Origin of the sequence: Paenibacillus sp. FSL L8-0663 (assembly GCF_038008125.1) — a bacterium.
Taxonomy (GTDB): domain Bacteria; phylum Bacillota; class Bacilli; order Paenibacillales; family Paenibacillaceae; genus Paenibacillus; species Paenibacillus polymyxa_D.
This window is the reverse complement of sequence record NZ_JBBOYM010000001.1, coordinates 3,714,115-3,735,503: the sequence shown is the minus strand read 5'-3', so window position 1 is coordinate 3,735,503 and position 21,389 is coordinate 3,714,115. Positions and strand designations below refer to the sequence as shown.

19 protein-coding genes and 1 other RNA gene are annotated in these 21,389 nt (G+C 46.5%); 18 read left to right on the top strand and 2 right to left on the bottom strand.

Features of this window, described 5'->3' with window-relative positions; translation table 11 throughout:
* Nucleotides 1-402: 402 nt before the first annotated feature.
* The 10 genes from glyQ to rnpB all read left to right on the top strand — a co-directional run bounded on the left by glyQ (nucleotide 403) and on the right by rnpB (nucleotide 10,876).
* Nucleotides 403-1,290 carry a glycine--tRNA ligase subunit alpha gene (gene glyQ, locus MKY75_RS16305; protein ID WP_023989480.1) on the top strand — a complete coding sequence of 296 codons (888 nt, stop codon included), beginning with the start codon at nucleotides 403-405 and terminating at the stop codon, nucleotides 1,288-1,290.
* Nucleotides 1,283-3,358: a glycine--tRNA ligase subunit beta gene (gene glyS / locus MKY75_RS16300; protein ID WP_340885942.1), complete on the top strand. Its 2,076-nt coding sequence runs from the start codon at nucleotides 1,283-1,285 to the stop codon at nucleotides 3,356-3,358. The genes glyQ and glyS overlap by 8 nt, the downstream gene beginning before the upstream one ends.
* A gap of 115 nt (nucleotides 3,359-3,473) precedes the next feature.
* On the top strand, nucleotides 3,474-3,950 hold the full coding sequence (locus MKY75_RS16295; RefSeq protein WP_029517787.1) for a YaiI/YqxD family protein: 477 nt from the start codon (nucleotides 3,474-3,476) through the stop codon (nucleotides 3,948-3,950).
* Nucleotides 3,943-5,817, top strand: coding sequence for a DNA primase (dnaG, locus tag MKY75_RS16290; RefSeq protein WP_029517786.1), 1,875 nt, complete (start codon nucleotides 3,943-3,945; stop codon nucleotides 5,815-5,817). The genes MKY75_RS16295 and dnaG overlap by 8 nt, the downstream gene beginning before the upstream one ends.
* A gap of 43 nt (nucleotides 5,818-5,860) precedes the next feature.
* On the top strand, nucleotides 5,861-6,994 hold the full coding sequence (gene rpoD / locus MKY75_RS16285; RefSeq protein ID WP_007431230.1) for an RNA polymerase sigma factor RpoD: 1,134 nt from the start codon (nucleotides 5,861-5,863) through the stop codon (nucleotides 6,992-6,994).
* Nucleotides 6,995-7,081: 87 nt separating this feature from the next.
* Entirely contained in the window at nucleotides 7,082-7,921 is an 840-nt protein-coding gene (locus tag MKY75_RS16280; protein WP_340885939.1) for a hypothetical protein, read from the top strand.
* Entirely contained in the window at nucleotides 7,918-8,679 is a 762-nt protein-coding gene (locus tag MKY75_RS16275; protein WP_029517784.1) for a tRNA (adenine(22)-N(1))-methyltransferase, read from the top strand. Before MKY75_RS16280 ends, MKY75_RS16275 begins: the two co-directional genes overlap by 4 nt.
* The gene (locus MKY75_RS16270) at nucleotides 8,655-9,770 is read left to right on the top strand and encodes a Nif3-like dinuclear metal center hexameric protein (protein ID WP_165149059.1); all 1,116 of its coding nucleotides are present in this window, start codon (nucleotides 8,655-8,657) and stop codon (nucleotides 9,768-9,770) included. Before MKY75_RS16275 ends, MKY75_RS16270 begins: the two co-directional genes overlap by 25 nt.
* A 61-nt stretch (nucleotides 9,771-9,831) precedes the next feature.
* Nucleotides 9,832-10,398: a flavin reductase family protein gene (locus MKY75_RS16265; protein ID WP_029517782.1), complete on the top strand. Its 567-nt coding sequence runs from the start codon at nucleotides 9,832-9,834 to the stop codon at nucleotides 10,396-10,398.
* 79 nt (nucleotides 10,399-10,477) lie between these two features.
* Nucleotides 10,478-10,876: RNase P RNA component class A (gene rnpB, locus MKY75_RS16260), an RNA gene on the top strand.
* A 415-nt stretch (nucleotides 10,877-11,291) separates the two neighbouring features.
* On the opposite strand, the gene MKY75_RS16255 is transcribed toward rnpB, so the two are convergent.
* Nucleotides 11,292-12,512, bottom strand: a complete 1,221-nt coding sequence (locus MKY75_RS16255; RefSeq protein ID WP_029517781.1) for an aminotransferase-like domain-containing protein — start codon at nucleotides 12,510-12,512, stop codon at nucleotides 11,292-11,294.
* Between the two features lie 116 nt (nucleotides 12,513-12,628).
* Here MKY75_RS16255 and pdxR point away from each other — a divergent pair, with 116 nt between their 5' ends.
* Together pdxR and MKY75_RS16245 are read left to right on the top strand one after the other, a co-directional pair.
* Nucleotides 12,629-14,104: a MocR-like pyridoxine biosynthesis transcription factor PdxR gene (gene pdxR / locus MKY75_RS16250; protein WP_029517780.1), complete on the top strand. Its 1,476-nt coding sequence runs from the start codon at nucleotides 12,629-12,631 to the stop codon at nucleotides 14,102-14,104.
* A gap of 88 nt (nucleotides 14,105-14,192) precedes the next feature.
* A complete protein-coding gene (locus MKY75_RS16245; RefSeq protein ID WP_080658632.1) occupies nucleotides 14,193-14,423 on the top strand; it encodes a hypothetical protein in 231 nt (76 codons plus the stop codon).
* A 57-nt stretch (nucleotides 14,424-14,480) separates the two neighbouring features.
* Here the strand turns inward: MKY75_RS16245 and MKY75_RS16240 are convergent, their stop codons facing one another.
* Nucleotides 14,481-16,361 (bottom strand): S8 family peptidase, encoded by a 1,881-nt coding sequence (locus tag MKY75_RS16240; protein WP_340885936.1) that lies wholly within the window; start codon nucleotides 16,359-16,361, stop codon nucleotides 14,481-14,483.
* A gap of 186 nt (nucleotides 16,362-16,547) precedes the next feature.
* On the opposite strand from MKY75_RS16240, the gene MKY75_RS16235 reads away from it, so the two are divergent.
* The 6 genes from MKY75_RS16235 (at nucleotide 16,548) to thiI (ending at nucleotide 21,356) form a co-directional block, all read left to right on the top strand.
* On the top strand, nucleotides 16,548-17,054 hold the full coding sequence (locus tag MKY75_RS16235) for a YpuI family protein (protein ID WP_069010271.1): 507 nt from the start codon (nucleotides 16,548-16,550) through the stop codon (nucleotides 17,052-17,054).
* Nucleotides 17,055-17,241: 187 nt separating this feature from the next.
* Nucleotides 17,242-17,469, top strand: coding sequence for a DUF1540 domain-containing protein (locus MKY75_RS16230; RefSeq protein WP_029517777.1), 228 nt, complete (start codon nucleotides 17,242-17,244; stop codon nucleotides 17,467-17,469).
* 44 nt (nucleotides 17,470-17,513) lie between these two features.
* Nucleotides 17,514-17,906, top strand: coding sequence for a hypothetical protein (locus MKY75_RS16225; RefSeq protein ID WP_318627857.1), 393 nt, complete (start codon nucleotides 17,514-17,516; stop codon nucleotides 17,904-17,906).
* 222 nt (nucleotides 17,907-18,128) lie between these two features.
* On the top strand, nucleotides 18,129-18,821 hold the full coding sequence (locus tag MKY75_RS16220) for a lytic transglycosylase domain-containing protein (protein WP_318627858.1): 693 nt from the start codon (nucleotides 18,129-18,131) through the stop codon (nucleotides 18,819-18,821).
* A 158-nt stretch (nucleotides 18,822-18,979) separates the two neighbouring features.
* Nucleotides 18,980-20,128, top strand: a complete 1,149-nt coding sequence (locus MKY75_RS16215; protein ID WP_165149077.1) for a cysteine desulfurase family protein — start codon at nucleotides 18,980-18,982, stop codon at nucleotides 20,126-20,128.
* A gap of 1 nt (nucleotide 20,129) precedes the next feature.
* A complete protein-coding gene (gene thiI / locus MKY75_RS16210) occupies nucleotides 20,130-21,356 on the top strand; it encodes a tRNA uracil 4-sulfurtransferase ThiI (protein ID WP_209949506.1) in 1,227 nt (408 codons plus the stop codon).
* Nucleotides 21,357-21,389 lie beyond the last annotated feature (33 nt).

The window sequence follows — 21,389 nt, the reverse complement described above, 5'->3', positions numbered from 1 at the left end:
ACGCCCTAATCCCTTGACTGTATTGCTGAAACCGTGTAATATCCTACTATATATCTCCTTCGGGAGCAGATGCATTGAACGAGAAAGTAGCGGGATGTATTCTCTGTTATTAGCGAGTTGGGGACGGTGTAAGCCCAGCGGGAATTCTTCGTGAACAAGGCACTCGGGAGCGTCTGATTGGACACGGAAAAGAGGATTACGATCTGATTGGTGATATAGGATCGCAATCAAGTAGGGTGGAACCGCGGGAGTCAGCTCTCGTCCCTACGTCTGTACAGGCGTAGAGGCGGGGGCTTTTTGCTGTCTCTAGCAAGGCTTTTGGGATAAAATAGCCCTGTACATACGAGCTTAATGAGAAGAAATCACCAACATTTGAGAGAAGTGGAAAGGGAGCGTGTACCAATGAATTTTCAGCAGATGATTTTAACGCTGCAACAATTTTGGGCTGAACACAACTGTATTATTGTACAGCCGTATGACACGGAAAAAGGGGCAGGCACGATGAACCCGATGACGTATTTACGTTCGATCGGACCTGAGCCGTGGAATGTAGCTTATGTTGAGCCTTCTCGTCGTCCGTCAGACGGACGTTATGGTGAGAACCCAAATCGCCTGTATCAGCATCATCAGTTCCAAGTCGTTTTGAAGCCTTCGCCGGATAACATTCAGGAATTGTATTTGGAGAGTTTGAGCCGTTTAGGCATTAACCCTCTGGAGCATGATATTCGTTTCGTTGAAGACAACTGGGAAGCACCGACGTTGGGAGCGTGGGGCTTAGGTTGGGAAGTATGGCTGGACGGTATGGAAATTACCCAGTTTACCTATTTCCAGCAAGTGGGCGGTATTGATGCCAGTCCGGTTGCCGTAGAAATCACGTACGGTATGGAGCGTCTTGCTTCCTACATCCAGGACAAGGAGAATGTGTTCGATTTGGAGTGGGTCAACGGAATCACGTACGGTGATGTCTTCCACCAGCCTGAATTTGAGCATTCCAAGTATACGTTCGAAGTATCTGACGTCAAAATGCTCTTTACTCTTTTCAATATGTACGAAGAAGAGGCAAATAAAGCGATGGCGCAGCATCTTGTATTTCCAGCCTATGATTATGTGCTGAAATGTTCTCATGCGTTCAACTTGCTGGACGCTCGCGGAGCGATCAGTGTGACGGAACGGACTGGGTTTATTATACGAGTGCGTAATTTGGCGCGTCAGGTGGCTGCGACCTATCTGGAGGAGCGCGAGAAGCTGGGCTTCCCGCTGTTGAAGAAAGGAGGTGCGGCAAATGTCTAAGGATTTATTGTTTGAGATCGGATTGGAAGAAGTCCCTGCACGTTTTATCCCGAATGCGATTCAGCAGTTGAAGCAGCGTATGACGGCGTGGCTTGACAGCTCGCGTATTGCTTATGGTGCTGTAGAGGCTTATGCTACACCTCGCCGTTTGGCGGTACTTGTGAAGGAAGTAGCGGAGAAGCAAGAAGATATTAACGAAGAGGTTAAAGGTCCTTCCCGCAAAATCGCACTAGACGAAGCTGGTAACTGGAGCAAGGCTGCACTGGGCTTTGCTCGCAGCCAAGGTGTTGATCCTGAACAGTTCACGTTCAAGGAGCTTGGAGGCGTGGAATATATTTACGCAACTAAGAGCAGCATAGGTGTTCCAACGGCGGATGTACTGTCCGAAGGTTTATTGCACATTTTACATGCCATGACATTCCCAAAATTTATGCGCTGGGCGAGTTATGACTTTAAATTTGTTCGTCCGATCCGCTGGTTGATTGCCTTGTTTGGTAACGATATTGTTAATTTGGAGATTGCCGGCGTGCAGTCAGGAAACGTGACAAGAGGGCATCGTTTCCTTGGACAGGATGCCGTAGTAGAAAGTCCAGCTGACTATGTTGAAGTGCTTCGCAAGCAGCATGTCATTGTGGACATTGAGGAACGTCAATCGCTTATCGTGAAGCAGATTGAAGCGCTGGCTGCCGAAAAAGATTGGACGATTGCGGTAAAAGATGATTTGCTGGAAGAAGTGCTGTATTTGGTGGAAACCCCAACAGTACTGTTCGGAGGTTTTGATCCTGCGTTCCTGAACATTCCGAAGGATGTACTCATTACTTCCATGCGTGAACATCAACGCTATTTCCCAGTGCTGGATCGCACAGGAGAGCTACTGCCATATTTTGTTACGGTACGTAACGGAGGAAGTCAATCGCTGGAAGTCATTGCTAAAGGGAATGAAAAAGTATTGCGTGCGCGGCTGTCTGATGCCAAATTCTTTTATGAAGAAGATCAGAAGCTGGAAATTAAGGATGCACTCTCCAAACTGGAAAGTATCGTTTTCCACGAAGAGCTGGGAACGGTTGGAGACAAAGTACGCCGGATTCGCCGCATTGCTGATGCTCTGGCAGAGAAGCTTCGCGTTTCTCCAGATACACAGGAATCGGTTAGTCGAGCAGCGGATATTTGTAAATTTGACCTGGTAACACAAATGGTATATGAGTTCCCGGAACTGCAAGGTGTAATGGGTGAGGATTATGCTCGTAAGGCTGGAGAGAAGGAAGAAGTGGCCAGAGCGGTGTTTGAGCATTACCAGCCGCGTTATGCAGGAGAAACGGTTCCTTCAACGAACGCTGGAGCGATTGTAAGTATCGCAGACAAGATAGATACTATTACAGGCTGCTTCTCCATCGGTATTATTCCAACAGGTTCACAGGACCCTTACGCGCTTCGTCGCCAGGCAGCAGGTATTGTGCAGATTTTGTTGGATCGTAAGCTTTCAGCTACGTTGTCTGATGTGTTCAATATCGCGCTCGATGTGCACAGCAACCTTGGAAATATGAAACGTTCCGCGGATGAAATACGTAAAGAATTACATGAGTTTTTTGGATTACGCGTGAAGAAACTATTGTCTGAGACACTTCGTTATGACGTTGTGGATGCTGTGCTTGCAGCTGGATATGACGACGTTGCTTCCGTTGTTAACCGCGGAGCTGCGTTAATGACTGCCGTACAAACAGGTGAGGTATTCAAAGCAACAGTTGAATCCTTTAATCGTGTAGGTAATCTGGCTGCTAAAGCAGTTCATAAGTCAGTTAATACGGGTGAGTTTACGGAACAAGGCGAAAAAACGCTTTACGAAGCATGGTATAGCGCTTATGAATCTTACAGCGTAGCTCTACAGGAAGGTGATGCGACACGGGCGTTAGCGCTAGCTTCATCCATTACCCCTGCGGTAACGGCGTTCTTTGATTCCGTTATGGTTATGGCTGAGGATGACGCTGTTCGTAATAATCGTTTGGCATTGCTGGCTGTTATTGACTCAGAACTGAAGCGTTTTGCCGATTTTTCCAAGCTTGTAGTTTAAACGTCAGTTGTGGTAGTATGAACAACTTGAAAAAATGGGTATAAATATACGGAACGGTGTAAGAGTAATCTTGCAGCCGTTCCGTATTTTACTCGAATGCGGATGGGGGATGCTTATGGGGGGAACCGGAACTTTACTGGGTGTGAGGATCGTTGTTGACGGGGACGCTTGTCCTGTTAAAAGTGAAATTGCGGAGATAGCTTCCCGTTTTCATATTGAGGTTATTATGGTATCTTCATATGATCATCTCATTCAGGGCAGCAAAGGTGTAAGCGTCGTTAAAGTAGACCGAAGCGACCAAAGTGCCGATCTCTATATTGCCAATCATATCCGCCGTGGAGATATTGTAACCACCAATGATTATGGTCTTGCTGCACTTGCCTTGGCAAAAGGTTGTGAAGTGATGTCTTTTCGCGGAGCTATGTATCGAAACGATTCGATAGATTTCATGCTTGACCGACGTCATACTTCTGCCAAAGAACGGAAAAAAGGACGTTATGGAAAAGGCCCTAAACCGTTTTCATTAGAGGATCGTGAAGTTTTTCAACATAAACTGACAAAACTTTTACTTCGCTTGCAGGAGAATGAGTAACGGTATCGAATTATATTTACGTGCTAAAGAGATGAAGGTGGTTAATATGAGTGCCGGACAAGGTAACATACCGGACGATATCATTGAGTCAGTTTTACAACATCATGATATTGTAGATACGGTAAGCAAGTACGTGCATTTGACCAAGCAGGGGAAATATATGAAAGGCCTCTGTCCTTTTCATTCCGAAAAAACCCCTTCATTCACCGTGACACCGGATCGTCAGATTTTTTACTGCTACGGCTGCGGCGCGGGAGGCAATGCCATCAAGTTTATGATGGAAATCGAAGGACTATCCTTTCCCGAAGCTGTCAGGACAATGGCAGAAGAAAGTCATATCCCGCTCGGCGAATGGCAGGGACGTGATTCATCGCATCAGCATCCTGAGTTGGACAGGCTGTTGCAAGCGTATGAGTTAACTTCTAAGATGTACCATTTTTTGCTTAAAAATACGGAGCACGGCAAACCAGCTATGGAATACTTGCGCTCACGAGGATTCAGTGACAAGATCATTGATCAATTTCAAATTGGCTATGCACCCAACCGATGGGATACAATCGTTCAGTTTCTGGATAAGCGTTCTTTTGATCCCGTGGAGATGGAAAAGGGAGGGCTTATTTCTCCCCGGCATGAGGGTGATGGATATGTGGATCGATTCAGAGATCGTATCATGTTTCCCATTTGGAATCGCAACGGAAAAGTTATTGCCTTTGCAGGCCGTATACTTGGTGAGGGACAGCCGAAGTATTTGAATTCACCGGAGACCAAGCTATTCAACAAGAGCCGAACGCTGTACAATCTCCATCATGCTAAAACCTCAATTCGCAAGCTTCGCCAAAGTGTTCTTTTTGAAGGCTACGGTGATGTCATCTCGGCATGGGAAGCTGGCGTACAAAATGGGGTGGCCGCCATGGGCACTGCTCTAACAGAGCACCATGCTACGATGTTAAAAGGACTGTGCGACGAGGTCATTATTTGTTATGATGGTGACCGGGCAGGACAAGCTGCTGCGCTTAAAAATTTTCCGCTGTTGGAAAATGCGGGGCTTCACGTGAAAGTAGCGCTGGTCAGTGACGGTATGGACCCGGATGATTTTATCCGGCAATACGGCGGCGAACGATTCCAGCGCCAAATTATCGAAAGTGCTGTTTCAACGGTGAAATTTAAGCTTATATATCTGAAAAAAAACCATATACTGCAAGAGGAAGAAGGAAGAATCGCGTATTCCCGCGAAGCATTAAATGTCATTGCACCTCTGTCATCCCCGACCGAGCGGGAAGTGTATCTGCGCGAAGTGTCAGCCGAAGTCAAGGTGGATTTTGAAACCTTGAAGCAAGAATGCAATTTACTGCGTCAATCCCTGCAAAAAAAACAGAACTTTGGGGATAATAACGAAAATGGGTGGAATAATGGTAGGCATAAAAAAGGGCAGGTCTCCACACCTAATCTGTTGCCGGCTTACCATGTGGCTGAACGCAGACTGCTTCACTGGATGATGCAGGATTTAGAAGCTGCAGAGTATGTAGAAAAGCATCTGGGCGACGCCTTTAATATTGAGGATCATGCAGCAATTGCTGCTTATCTATATGCCTATTACGCGCAAGGGAAGTTACCGGATACAAGCCGTTTTATTTCATCTTTGCAAGACGACCGACTGGAGAAGAACGTAAGTTCGATCATGATGATGGATGCTCCAGGCGTATGGGCACCGCACATTTTGGATGATTATATTCATCAAGTGCGAAAATTTCCATTGCAGGAGCAACTGGATTTGAAGAGGGAAGAAATGAGAGCCGCTGAGCGCTTAGGTGACTTTCTGCGCGCAGCACAAATTGCAAGTGAGATTATAGCCCTAGAGAGACAATGAACACACAGAGGTCGGATGTTTCTAGGGAGGAGGGAGTCGAAAGATGGCGAATGATCAGCATACTGAACTGGAGACGGAACTAACACTGGATCAGGTTAAAGATCAACTGATTGAGTTGGGTAAAAAAAGTTCTTCTCTGAACTACAAAGATATCATGGAAAAACTATCGCCGTTTGATCAGGACCCCGAGCAAATGGATGAGTTTTATGAGCAGCTGGGTGACTTGGGGATTGAGGTTGTGAATGACAACGACGAAGAAGTTACCAGATTGCGTCAAAATGACGACCCGGAAAACAATGATGGGGATGATTTTAATTTCGATGACGATCTGAGCCTGCCTCCCGGTATTAAAATTAATGACCCAGTCCGGATGTACTTGAAAGAAATCGGTCGTGTACCGTTGCTTTCTGCTGATGATGAGGTGGAGCTTGCCAAACGGATCAATAACGGCGATGAAGAAGCTAAGCGCCGGTTGGCAGAAGCGAACTTGCGTCTGGTTGTAAGTATTGCCAAACGTTATGTTGGTCGCGGAATGCTTTTCCTGGATCTGATTCAGGAAGGTAATATGGGTTTGATTAAGGCAGTAGAAAAATTTGATTACGAAAAAGGCTTTAAATTCAGTACCTATGCAACCTGGTGGATTCGTCAGGCCATTACGCGCGCGATAGCCGATCAGGCGAGAACGATCCGTATTCCGGTGCATATGGTGGAAACGATCAACAAGCTGATTCGCGTATCGCGTCAACTGTTGCAAGAGCTGGGGCGCGAACCTACGCCCGAGGAAGTGGCTGCCGAAATGGAGCTGAGCGTGGAAAAAGTACGGGAAATTATGAAAATTGCCCAAGAACCGGTTTCATTGGAAACACCAATTGGTGAAGAGGATGACTCACATCTGGGGGATTTCATTGAGGATCAAGAAGCGTTGGCGCCTGCAGATGCGGCTGCCTATGAACTTCTAAAGGAACAGCTCGAGGATGTACTGGATACGTTAACCGAACGGGAAGAGAATGTTTTGCGTCTCCGCTTTGGTTTGGACGACGGAAGAACCAGAACCCTTGAAGAAGTGGGTAAAGTGTTTGGTGTTACACGTGAACGTATTCGTCAGATTGAGGCCAAAGCGCTACGTAAGTTGCGCCATCCAAGCCGCAGTAAGCGACTGAAGGATTTCCTCGAATAGAAGCGTTACATTGCGGACCTTCTGCGGCTTGAAGCGCGCAGGAGGTCTTTTTTTATCTCATGGCAGTCTTGGTGGAGGGGAAGAAGCTTGGACCAGGAGAAAAAGCGGGCAATACTGTTACATGAAATTGAGCATTGGCGGCGAAGTCGGCTGCTCCCTGAGCAATATTGCGATTTTTTGTCTAACCTGTATCGGGAGGACGAAGATCCGTCGCAGAGCCAGAACCGTAACAACACCGGGCTGCTTACATATCTTAGACACGGGCATGGGATCGCCTGGCTTCTTGGTTTTGTCATTATTTCCTGCATTTGTTTGATCGGTTTTTATTTTACCGCTTTTCCGTTGGCAATGCAAATATTCTCGGCGAGTGCAGTTACTACGATTTGCTATGGAGTGGCCGCATTTTGGCGGTCTTCTGAAAAGAGTATGAGTGCGATGTTGAGCACTTTAGGCAGTGCGATTATGTTGGGTTCGGGTGTATGGATCATTCAGCTCCATCAAGGTGAAGCTAAGGTTTGGTTTCTTTTGCTCGTAGGCCTATGCGGTGTGGTATGGTGTCTTGTGGGATTAACTTTGCGGATCAGCTTGCTTCATTACTGTGGCATTGCTGGGCTACTTTTAGTGTACGCGATCCTTATAGGCCGCTACTGGCCTACAGCAACTTTAGTGATGCTTGAGGCATTTTGGATTTTGCACGCAGTATTGTTGATCTGGTTAAGCTGGTGGGTACATCGCCGCTTTCCGCGTCTCGCTTTGGTTTATTTCGCTATAGGCATGACACTAGCATTCATGGCTGAAGCAGACACGTTTATCCTGCGCCATCAAGCGGCGGGAGATGTGGTGTTTTACAGCATACTGAAGTTGGCATTTGTTGTTGGAATTTTATTTTGGACTCGAAAAAAATGGATTACGTGGGTGACGTTATGAAACTTTCTCAACGATTACAATATATTATGGAACAAATACCTGCCGGGAGCAGACTTGCGGATATTGGCTCGGATCATGGACTACTCCCCGTGGCCGCAGTGCGTAGTGGCAGAGTACCGCAAGCTGTGGCGGGTGAAGTCAATGATGGACCGTTGCGTGCGGCTCAAAAGCAGGTGGCCGAAGCAGGTCTCACGGATCGCATTGCGGTTAGAAAGGGAGATGGCTTGGCTGTAATTAAGGTCGATGAAGTTGATGTTATTACGATAGCCGGGATGGGTGGTGCCTTGATCGCTACCATTTTAGAGCAAGGGAAAGACAAGCTTGTTTCAGTGAAACAACTTGTTCTACAGCCTAACGTAGGAGAGGATATCTTACGCCGTTGGCTCATCGAACATCAATGGGTACTAACAAGTGAACATATTATGGAAGAAGACGGGAAAATATATGAGATTCTGACGGCAGTACCTGATTCGGTAAGCCCACTGAAACAGGATGCGCTGTATCAACCATGGAAAATTCCCGATAGTTCGCTGGTACTGACACCGGATTTGTTGATGCAACTCGGACCACTATTGGTCAAAGCACCGAATGAAATCTTTTTTTATAAATGGAAATTGGAGATTCGCAAGCTTGAGGATGTGCTGGCACAAGTGGCACGATCAGATCAGGAATCCGCACAGCATAAGCGGGAGCAATTGCGCAAGCAAATTGAACAGCTAGAGGAGGTACTTGCATGTTTGCCAAAGGACAGACAGTAATTAGCTATATGGAGCAGCTGGCTCCGAAATACTTGGCAGTTCCGGACGATAGAATCGGGCTTCAGCTGGGTAGTCTGCAAAAGGAAATCAAAAGCATATTAGTAGCCCTAGATGTTAATGATGAGGTTGTCGAAGAGGCACTCCGCATAAAAGCTGACCTCATTATTGCGCATCATGCGATTATATTCCGCCCACTTAAAGCTTTGAACACAGATCAGCCTGCGGGTAGATTGTATGAAAAACTGATCAAGAATGATATTGCTGTCTACATCAGTCATACGAATCTGGATACAGCTGAGGACGGCATGAATGACTGGATGGCAGAAGCACTGGGTATTCAAAGTGAAGGTACGCTTGAGGATGTTCACACCGAGCAATTATTCAAGCTTGTTGTTTTCGTACCCAAAACACATCATCAACGGGTACTGGATGCCATACTGGGGGCGGGAGCTGGACATATCGGCAACTACAGCCATTGCAGCTTTAACATTGACGGCTATGGAACTTTTGTGCCGGGTGAAGGCACACAGCCGTTTTTGGGTGAGCAGGGTAAAATGGAACGTAGTGAAGAGGTTCGTATTGAGACCATTGTACCGCAGGGTGTACGCAATAAAGTTGTTCAAGCGATGCTGAAGGCTCATCCTTATGAAGAGGTGGCTTATGACCTGTATCACATGGATTTGCAGGGCCGTTCCTTTGGTTTGGGACGGGTGGGCAAGCTTAAGGAAACTCGCACGCTACGGGAGTTTGTCGATGTTGTGAAAAATGGCCTCAACGTGGAGCATGTACGTGTGGTGGGCGACTTGGACCGTATGATCAAAAAGGCAGCCGTGCTTGGGGGCTCAGGCAGCCGCTATGTGAATAAGTCGCTTTTCAAAGGTGCTGATGTATTGGTCACAGGGGATATTGACTATCACACGGCTCACGATGCCCTGATGGCGGGGATTGCTATTATTGACCCTGGACATAATGCTGAAAAGATTATGAAGCCTAAAACCGCAGAATGGATGCGCAAACGCTTGGTAGAAGGTCGTTATTCAACGGAAGTACATGTATCTCAGGTAGAAACCGAACCTTTTCAATTTTTGTAAAATATCAACATCTATGAGAAAATGAAGATGCTCTATTATTTTTTTCGTAGGGAGAGGTTCTATGCGGACGCTGATAGCTGATTCTGCAATTCATGCCTATCCAGGCATGGTCGCTGTTGTTACTTCCCGCTATGAGGGGGAAAATAATGTAATGGCCTCAGGCTGGCATACCTATATCGGATCATCACCGGGCATGTATGGCATTTCACTGAGGAAGGAAACATATTCTCACGGACTGATCGAGAAAAGCGGAGGCTTTGGTATTCAGTTTCTGCCTGCGCACAGATCGGAATGGATTCAGGCTGTAGGTACCTTTAGTGGTAAAGATGTAGATAAGTTTCAGCAGTTTGGCATTGCATATGAGGATGGAATTTCAGTCAATGTGCCTATATTGCTGGAGGCTTATCTTGCTTATGAGTGTAAAGTCGTGGATATTCATACCTATGGAGATCATGATTGGATCGTCGGTGAAATACAGCAGACCTACCGAGATGATGAACTGTTCCTAGATGAGGACGTTCCTGATTTTAGTAAGCTTTCTATCCCGCTATACGTGGGAAGGTCTGCTTATTATGTGGCGGATGATTCATTGCAGAGAAAGGTACATCCGTTTTATTTGGGCAAGTAAACAGAGATCTATACGTTTTACAATATTTTCAGGGTTGTATCATGCGCGCGTTCCCTGTATACTATGTAATGTTGTTCGGAAAGTTTGACAGACAATCGCTGGTGGCGTAAGCCGCGAGAGGAAAGTCCGGGCTCCATAGGGCAGGATGCTGGATAACGTCCAGTCAGCGCGAGTTGAAGGATAGTGCCACAGAAATGGACCGCCGATGGCCGCTTGCGGCACAGGCAAGGATGGAACCGAGGTGTAAGAGACCCCGAGGAACGCTGGTGACTTCGTTCCTGGTAAACCCCATCTGGAGCAAGACCTAATGGGACACAGCTTCTTCGCGAAGCAGCCTTAGCCCGAGGCGTGTCTAGGTTGGTCGCTGGAGCTGGATAGCAATGTTCGGCCTAGATAGATGATTGTCGCTTGTAGTGGGAGGGTAGTTCCCGTCTGTACCACGAATAGCACAGAACCCGGCTTACGGAAAACTTTCCCCACTGCAACACCTTAAAAAGTATGAATTTAACTTTTGTAAATGACCTGTTTGCATGAAAGCCTTTAATCCAAATGTATTTATTGAATTAAAAAGGGTGTGTCATATTCCTGTGGGAATGATGGCACACCCTTTTTAACATACCGTACTTACGCAGATATAGTGCATTCTTAGAATGAAGCCCCCAGCATAATTACTGTGGGCTTTCATCCTAATTTTTACTTCTCTACCGTAAAACCGTTCGAGAATGAGGCACGTAGTCAGCGTAGCAAACGCATTTGAATCTACAGAGGCGAGGCGTACATCTTTGTCCCAGATTCCAACATGCTATTCAAATTCCAAACGAATCAGAGGGAACAGCGATCGTAAAATCAAATGATTCGTGAAGCGGCCTCACGTACGTGTCCTGCCAACTCCATCATCGCACGCTGTTTACAACACTTTCCTCTGTGTACATCTTCAGTGCCCGATCCAATCGGTCAACTGCTTTTGGAAGCAAGGAAGGATCCGTATGCGTGAAGTTGATTCGCATATGGTTGCTGCCACTTAGGTCAGCATAGAAGACTTGTCCAGGCACAAATGCCACTCCTTCCTGAATTGCGAGTTGCAGCAACCGATCAGAACGGAATCCCTCGGGTAAAGTAACCCACATAAACATACCGCCAAGTGCATCATTCCAGGTGATTCCTTCCCATTGGCGTTCTTTCATCAGCGACGTGAGACGTAGCATACGAGTATGGTACTCAGCAGACACAGTACGAATATGTCCGTCCAAGTCAAAAAAGTCCAATAACTCATTCAAAGCACGTTGATCAATACTGCTGGAGTGCAGATCGGCAGATTGTTTGGCATTGGCGACTTTAACGACAATCGCTTGATTAGCTACCAGCCAACCAGATCGAACACCAGGAGCGACGGTTTTGGAGAATGTAGAAGTGTACATCACATGACCGTCTCCACCTAGCTGTTGATCGATTGAGAAAAGGGATGGAAAGTTAAGGTTTTCGTCAAATTTAAGACGTCCGTAAGGATCATCTTCAAAAATCAAAGTGCCGTATTTACGGCATATTTCAACAACGCCTGTTCTTCGTTCCATACTCCAAACACTTCCTGCCGGGTTGGAGAAGGTTGGGATGACATACACGAATTTAGGCTGATGTTTTTTGATCTTGGCTTCAAGATCTTCTAATCGCATACCGTTAGAGTCTGTATCTACACTTACAATGTTGGCACCATAGGAATTAAATACCTGAAGAGCTGCCAAATAAGTAGGGGACTCCACCAATACAGTATCCTGCGGATCGAGCAATACACGCGAAACCAGATCAATGGTCTGCTGTGAGCCCGTCGTCATGATGATGTTATCTCTGGTGACGGAGATGCCTTGGGATGACATGATTGCTGCAAGACGTTCCCGTAGAGGAATGTAGCCCTCGGTTAGGCCGTATTGAAGAGCGGTAGTACCGCCGAGGCGAAATACCTGCTCATAGGCTTTAGCAACAGCTTCGATGGGGAAAAAGGCATCGGCAGGAAGGCCGCCTGCCAGAGATAACACATCTGTTCCCTGTGTCAGCTTTAAAATGTCCCTTACCATGGACGAGCCCTGAGTACGAGCCATACCCGAAAATTTGTGTTCCAATCCAATCATCTCCTGTGTTCTATACTGTACTATGAAATTTGTTGTATTATATCGATAATGAAGTATAACAGTAAACGTCTAAATGTAACAGTTGATTTTTGGAGGGGACGGTTCCGATGCATATTGATCTCAGCCGCAATAGCAGTGTTAAATTATATTTACAGATTGCCAAAACATTAGCAGATCGCATCCAGTCTGGACTGTTGCCTCAGGGCACAAAGCTTCCCTCTGTCCGTCATTTGTCCAGTTTGCTTGCGGTAAGTCCCGTAACTGTAAGCAAGGCATATGCTGAGCTGGAGTCTATTAATCTGGTTACCTGTACACAGGGAAAAGGTTGCTATGTAGCAGAGCCTTCGGTAGCTGTTCAACGTGAGGGAGCGCAGGATTTGTCATGGCAAATGTCGCTGATCGATTATTTGCCACGCGCACAGTTATGGAGAAACTTTAACCATAGCAGACAGGTTCCCTATTCTTTTCATATAGCAGCAATTCAACCGGAGCTTCTTCCTACACGCGAAATCATCGCTGATACTCAACGTCTATCCTCTGGAAATCCTGATGCAATGGCAGCATACGGTACTTTTGAAGGTGATTTAGCGCTGAGGGAAGTGTTTGTAGATCACCTGAACGAACGTGGCCTATGCACTGTTGCAGAACAGCTGCTCGTGACCAGTGGTGCCCAACAGGGCATTGACCTGGTGGCACGTACTTTCGTTGGTTCTGGAGATGTTGTCTACATGGAGGCTCCTACATATACGGGGGCCATTGATGTATTTACCAGTCGTGGTGCCAAAGTAATTATGATTCCGATGGATGAGCAGGGCATGCGGATCGATATCCTCACGCGTCTTTGTGATACTCATCCCCCAAAACTGATATACACGATACCCACCTTTCATAATCCTACCGGAGTAACTTTAACGACGGCCAGACGCACACAATTATTGGATCTAGCTCAAAGTTATCATTGCCTCATTGTTGAGGATGATCCATTTTCTGACCTCTACTATAAAACAAAGCCGCCACTCTCTATCAAGGCACATGATCAATCCGGACATGTGATATATATCAAAAGCTTTAGCAAAACCGTTGCTCCCGGCTGCCGTATAGCTTGTGTAGCGGCCACTGGCAGTGTAATGGATCGTTTGGTGGCTGCCAAGTCTACTACGGATTTGGGGAGCCCTCTATTAACGCAAAAAGCGCTATTGCCCTTTATCAGGAACCGTCTTGATCGACATCTTGTCTGGTTGCGGGAACAAATGCGGGATCGGTTGACAGTCGCATTGTATACGCTCCAGCGCTATGCTCCGCCAGAGGTTAGCTGGTATGCTCCCGAAGGCGGCTTAAATGTGTGGATTAAGCTTCCTCCTAATGTTGATATTCCAGAATTGGAGCGGCTGGCTGATCGAGAAGGCGTTTCCTTTTTACCTGGTGCAGTGTGCTATGCAGGTGGTATGGACAGTAATCATATCCGTATTTCTTTTTCGTATGTGGACAAGGAAACACTTATAACAGGTCTTCACAAACTGTGCCGTTTGTTGGGCGAACTGCTTGATCATTCGGTCATTGTTGAACGGAAGCCTATTTTATAAGGGATATTTGTATTAGGGGGTAAACATCCAAGCACAGCACATGCCTTCTTAATATGCTGTACTAATTCACCGAAAGGAGTTGCACATTATGAGTCATTGCCCTTACGACCCGATCGTGTGCCCGCCGATCCAATTTGTAAATCATCAATTTTTCCCACAAGTCGTGCCTGTGGTTCATCCAATTGAGATTGTTAATCAGACGCACATTGTACCTGTACCACATCACGTATTTCCGGTGAGTATAAAGGATCCTGGAGAACCTTGCTGTCATACTCGCAGTCATAGCAAGCGTCCTGTTCGCAGCAGTTCCAAGCGTTAATAAAGCCCAAAAAAGCAGCCATGGAGCAACATGGCTGCTTTTTTCCAATAAGGAATCTTACGTTTCCAGTTTCTTCAAAATAGATTTTAACTTGTCACTTAAATGCTGTGGATAGAATTGCAAAGGAACATATGGACGTTGTGCTGCTTTCAACGCTTTATACACATCAATTTGACCATACCCGAAATATTTGTCATGCCCTGGTGTGCCCAAGTCAATTACGCTGCTTCTCATTAAATCCATAACCTCTTTGTTGGTCAGATCGGGGTTAACGGATCGAATCAGGGCAGCAAGTGCTGATACATGGGGACTGGCCATTGAAGTGCCCGACAGTGCAGCATATTGATTCCCTGGGTACGTACTGGCAATACTTGCACCTGGAGCCATGACGTCTACATAATCTCCATAGTTAGAAAAGGATGCACGGTGCATAGAAGAATCTGTAGCGGAAACGGCAAACACTTCAGGATACGCTGCTGGATACCCAGGCCGTTCCGTATTGTCATTGCCTGTGGCTGCAATTAATACGACATCTTTATCATAGGCGTATTTGATCGCATCATGCAAAAATTCAGCTTGTGCGTAATTGCCCAGACTTAAATTGATAACCTGGGCACCGTGATCAGCTGCCCAGATAATACCTTCTGCAACCGAGTAAGTCGTGCCGGAGCCGGATTGGTCAAGTACCTTGATCGGCATGACTTTGTTGTACCATGTCATGCCAGCGACCCCCTCACCATTATTCACGAGGGCAGAAATGATGCCGGCGACGTGCGTTCCATGACCGACGTCATCATAAGGCTTTTCAGACGGGTTTACCACGTTATGACCTGAAAGGATTTGACCTTTTAGGTCGGGGTGATCCAAATCTACTCCCGTATCTACGACAGCGACAATTACGTCCTTGCTGCCTTTGCTTAATTTCCAACCTCGGTTGGTTTCAGTTGCCGGCAGATTCCATTGATAGCGGGAAAAGAGCAAATCATTGGGAATAGAGCTGTCCGCTTTGATAGGTGTGCTCTCATTGGTTAGATACATATAGTGAGGTTCCGTATAAAGCGGGTTCCACTTTCTTGAAAAATATTGCTTTAGCTCCTTAAAGTTCATCTTATCCGAATGAAATACATAGGTATAACCAAGCTTGCGGCCTGGCGCACAGTGTAAATCTGCTGCAATTTCCTGCAGTTGTTGTGAATCAGGATTATGACGGAAGCGAACGACAATTTCATTTTCAAAATAATGGCTTGCATTTTCGTTGTCGTGGCCCGTCTTGACAGTAATATCGTGCAATGTGTCGGGATGTACGGATTCGATTTTGTAGCTGCCTTCTTTTGGGTAGGGAATCAAACGCAAATTTTTCCGCTGATGCTTCTCCACGTCACGCAATACTTCCTGACTGACCAAAGCAGCAACGCCGCATGTTCCGTCAGCCGATGGTTCTGCCATGACAAAATATTTACCGCCTTCAGCCTGAAATGCAGCAGATTCGTAGGATTTATTTTGCATGACGGAACGGCGAGCCGCAGCCAAGCTGCTTTTAATTTGAGGATGACTGAGCAGACGAGTTTGTGCTTTGCTGCCCGTGTAGGTGTTCGTATTCCCGTCGCTTGTGTGAATCCACTGTAACGTATGAAGATGACTGTGCGATTGCTGTAGCGTGCGGGTAAATTCCCTTTTCTGATCAGCAGTTTTACCATCAAGTTCCCGCATCACGTACTGAATATCCTGCCTTGCATCCATGCGTGTGAGGGTATCCGTAGCGGACAGGTCCAAAGCCAACATTCCTTTTTTGAGTTGCTTCTCTTGCTGTGGCACCATCTTGGCCGTATATTCGGGCTGCGGTGTATGGCGGTGATCACGGGAAGGCAGCATCAGTGTGATGAGAAGCACCCCGGCAGCTGCTCCTAGCAGGGGTTTTAACCATTTTCGCCGAGACATGGGACCGTCCTCCTTGAGAATTCATAAATTTATGGTTTAGCGTGAGGAGGTTGGCATGTTTTTATACCTTTCAATGCTTATTTGTGGTAGGATAAATACTGAAAATTACAGCTCTTTCGGTTAGAGGGGACTATTTTCGGGTAACCAAATTGATGAACAAGCAACAAATAAGGGGGAGCTGCCTTGATGTCAGCAGTCAACGTACAAAAATTATGTGAGTCGGCGCAGGAGAGACTGAAAACTGCCGTGAAACGGGTGGAAACATTCCTCAATGAGCATGCTCTGCCGCAACTGGCTGCAGATGGCAATGAGGAGTCCGTGCTCTTTTACAAAGGCTTTTTGTCGGATCTCCGTCATGTCCTTGTTTTTTCCGAAGTATCTTATGAAAAGTTGGGTGTGGCTTTACGCCGTGCCAATTTTGACGTCGATTTTGCGGAAAAGGCATTGTATAACGTTTACCATGACTGCGTGAACAGCTTTTTTTATCCCAAAAATGAAACTTACGCAGAGGATGGACGTTATGCGTATACGGGGCAAGATGCTATCCGCTTCCGTAAAACGCCAGTGCCAGCCGCTCGCGAAGTGATCATGGACATTACGAAAAATTTTGAAGAATTGCGTGATGATCTGACTTATTATGAAAGTGACTATTTGACTCAGCGCCGGATGCAGACTCGCCGTACTCATGCATAAAGCATTCAACGGGGAAGATCATTTCTAATCAAAAACTAAAACAAGACAAGCAAGCCGTTTTCTACTTGCTTCCTGCCATTTTGGAGGAGGTGAAGGAAGCGGCTTTTTTCGTATGTCACCAACTGCCATATACCATAAACGCATAGGTGCGGGATAGCGGGGGGACAATGAATCCGAGGTGATGATCATGAGCCAAGAGGCCAAGCCAATCGTTAAGTGTAGCGTAGCCAATTGTCATTATTGGGGAGAAAACAACTTGTGCAAGGCAGATTTGATCATGATTGAAGTTGATGGTCATGCCGGAAAGAAATTTAAAGAAGAATATGCGGGGGAAAGCTTCAGTTCAGAAGAACGTGATAAGGCCGACACGTCAGCCGCAACCTGTTGCCACACTTTTAAACCGAAGTCCGTGTAAATTTTATTACGCGATTCATTTTGCATTTGGAGGTGCAGTTTATTATGGAAGATCATGAAAACGACAAGCATCAGAATGAAGAGCATGTTAGCCGCAAACGTGTAGATTACCCCCGTCACATTCATGAACGATCTGCCAAGCGCCGTAATGATCGTGAGGAATATGCAGCAGAGGTTGCTCCCGGCTCAGTTGCGACTCGACATGAGGTCAAGGGTGAAGAGCAAGGTATAAACAATAGTGGTCGTATTTCTGGCTATGTTGGTCTGGCTGCGGGAATTGCCTCATTGTTTATGTGGTCCATTGTTCTGGGGCCTATTGCTGCAGTTTTAGGCTTTTTTGCTTATGTGAATGGCAGCAAAACGACCGGCATTTGGTCGATTGGTCTTGGGGCGCTGGCGACATTGAGTTATTTTGCTTTTATCCCGTTCGTTCGCTGACCTTGCTGGAGGAAAAAGTACAGTTTTCTTTTGTATATCCGAGAAAAATCATCTTAGTGATATAATTACATTTAAGCTGATCTATAAAGCTCCGCTGTCTTTTCGACAGAAACGGAGCTTTTTTTCATTAAAAGGTATGGAAGTACATAGTAAAAAGTTGTATCATAGCAGTAACGACAAGCTATTTGGGATATAACAACTATAGAAAGTTGGGAACACCACATGCAAATTGATCCGCGCGTGTCCAAATCCATGTTAGACATGCAGCTGTTAAATAATATGAGTGCTACAACCCAGACGGGGACAACGGACGCTTTTTCCGGATTACTGGAACAAGTAGGTCAGTTGGAAACAGATGGTGCTGTGACTCGAGAAAATTCAAGTGATGTTACCAGAGACGAAAATGGTTTGCTTTGGCTTCAATTGGGACCTTCGAGGGGAACGGCTTCGTCATTGTATCCCGCTCCTTCCAGCACAGCAACAGACGGACCTACAACACCTACGGCATATGATGATTTGATTAACGAGGCTAGTCAGAAATACGGCGTTCCAGTAGCGTTGATTAAAGCAGTTATTGATACGGAATCTTCATTCAATCCGTCGGTCACTTCTTCGGCCGGGGCCAAAGGGCTTATGCAACTTATGGATGCTACGGCTCAAGGTCTGGGAGTCAGTGACCCGTATGATCCTGGACAAAATATTGATGCTGGAGTTCGTTATTTGTCTTATCAGATTAAACGTTTTAACGGACAAGAAAATATGGCGCTGGCTGCATATAATGCAGGTCCCGGACGGGTGCAGCGGCTTGGTGTAAGTAGTGATGAACAGTTAATGTCTGTACTGGATAAGCTTCCGCTGGAAACGCAAAGATATATTAACAAGATTCAAAATGCACGTGAAAAATATACGATCTAAGCCCTATAGCTTATAACGAAAAAAGTGCGTAATTTCAATTTAGATTAGGTCCGCAGAACAGGGTCAATATGGGGAAAGGGTGTCGCTATAATGTAGCGACCTTTCCCTGTTTTGGTCTTTTTTTGTTGCAGCAGTTGTAGGGTAGAAAGGGGAGTTTAATGAAATATTTTGATTATGCCGCGACAACTCCGCCTTTTGAAGAGGTGATTACAACCGTTGCCGAGATCATGAGACGCCACTATGGCAATCCATCTTCGATGCATCGGTATGGAGAGGATGCGGATAAGTTGCTTAAGCGTTCGCGCGAAGTATGTGCTGCGGCTTTGGGAGTGTATCCATCAGAGATTGTCTTCACATCTGGGGCAACGGAAAGCAACAATCTTGCTATTAAGGGAGTAGCTTTGCAGTATCAGACCAGAGGCAAGCATATTGTTACTGTATCGACAGAACACCCGTCTGTGTATGAAGCTTGCAGACAACTGACAAATCTGGGTTTTGAGGTTACATTTTTACCTGTCGATGCAGAAGGGCATGTGAGCGCCGAACAGGTTTGTGCCGCTGTCCGTAAAGATACGATTTTAGTCAGTATTATGCATGTCAATAATGAGACGGGAAGGGTGCAACCGGTGCATGATATCGGAGCTGCGCTGAAGAAACAGTTCCCCCGTATTCTATTTCATATTGACGGTGTACAAGGGTTTGGAAAGCTGCCGGTTGATATCCGGGGCTGGCAGGCTGATCTGTACAGCCTCTCTGCGCATAAGCTGCGTGGACCTAAAGGTGCTGGACTACTATTCGTTCGGGAAGGTGTAGAGGTTTTCCCACTGCATAGTGGCGGCTCTCAGGAGCAGGGTTTTCGTGCAGGTACGGAAAATGTGCCACTGCTTGTTGGTATGTCCAAAGCGGTACGACTAGCGGGCGAACGACAAGCAGAAACAGCACGACGTATGACCGAGTGGAGAGAACGGGTGGTCGCAGAAGTGCAGACAATCCCTCAACTGCGGCTAAACAGCGGGGAGGAAGCACCGCATATTGTCCACTTTTCGTATCCGGGTATGAAGGCCGAGGTGCTGCTGCATACGCTGGAGCAACTAGGTGTGGCCGTATCCACCAAATCGGCTTGTTCTTCGAAGTTGGCCGAGCCCAGCCGGGTGCTGCAGGCGATGGGCCGCAATGAGGCAGAAGCATCTGGCGGCATTCGTATCAGCTTCGGTGACGAGCATACGGAACAGGATATCGATGAGCTTATACTTGCACTGCAACAGGCTGTAGCCAAGCTGGAATCCCTTGAAAGGTGGAAACGTTAAAATGCACTATGATATGCTGTTACTTCGCTTCGGTGAATTTACATTAAAAGGGAAGAATAGAACTCGTTTTGAAAAGGCAGTACTGAATCACGTGAAGCTGCTGCTCAAGCCGTTTCCCGGCGCTTCTTTGCGGAAGGAATTTGGACGGATTTATGTGGTACTCGGAGGAGAGCCTTATGAACAGATCATTCAAGTGTTACAAAAAGTGTTTGGCATCACGACAATAAGTCCTGTCAAAATGGCTCCTGTCGAGCTGGGTGCTATAATTGAGACCGCTGTAGCTTTGATGCGTGAGCTGAATGTGGCCGAGGGAACGACTTTCAAGGTAAATGCCCGCAGAGTGTGGAAGGAGTTTGCTCATTCCTCACAAGAGATGAACCATTTAATTGGTTCTCCTATTTTGCGAGAGTTTCAAGCGTTGAGGGTCGATGTGCATCAACCAGATATTGAGTTGCGTGTGGAGGTCAGAGAGCAGGCGGCCTATATATTCAGCGATGTTATTATGGCTGTAGGGGGCTTTCCGTTAGGAACGAACGGTAAAGCTATGCTGCTGCTGTCTGGTGGAATCGACAGCCCGGTAGCAGGATGGTCTTCCATGCGTAGAGGACTGGAAATTGAATGTGTACATTTTTATAGCTATCCGTTTACAAGTGAGCGTGCGAAAGAAAAGGTCATTGAATTGGCAAGGGTATTAGCAGGCTATGCAGGGCGGATCAAAATCCACCTTGTACCGTTTACAGAGGTGCAGACGGCCTTTACGCGCACTGGACAGGACAATCTGATTATAACGCTAATGAGACGGTCTATGCTGCGAATTGCAACGATGCTGGCTGAGCGTGAAGGAGCGCTGGCACTCGTGACGGGTGACAGTCTGGGTCAAGTTGCTAGTCAAACGTTATCCAGCATGAATGTGATTGGCCGTTCAACAGAATTACCATTGCTGCGACCTCTCGTCATGATGGATAAGCAGGAGATCACGGAAATCGCTAAGCAAATTGGCACCTACGATTTATCCATCCTTCCATATGAAGATTGCTGCACATTGTTTGTTCCTAAATCCCCAACGACCAATCCAAATTTGTGGGTTGTTCAAAAGATTGAAGCCTCTATTCGGGATTTAAATGCCTTGATTGAACAGGCTGTGGCTGCAACGGAAACGCTTGTCCTGGAGTCAGGCGGAGCTATAGAGGGGCGTAATGAGGAAGTTATACAGGAAGATTGGTTTTAAACAAAAAGGCAGACCCACTGTTATTATGGGGTC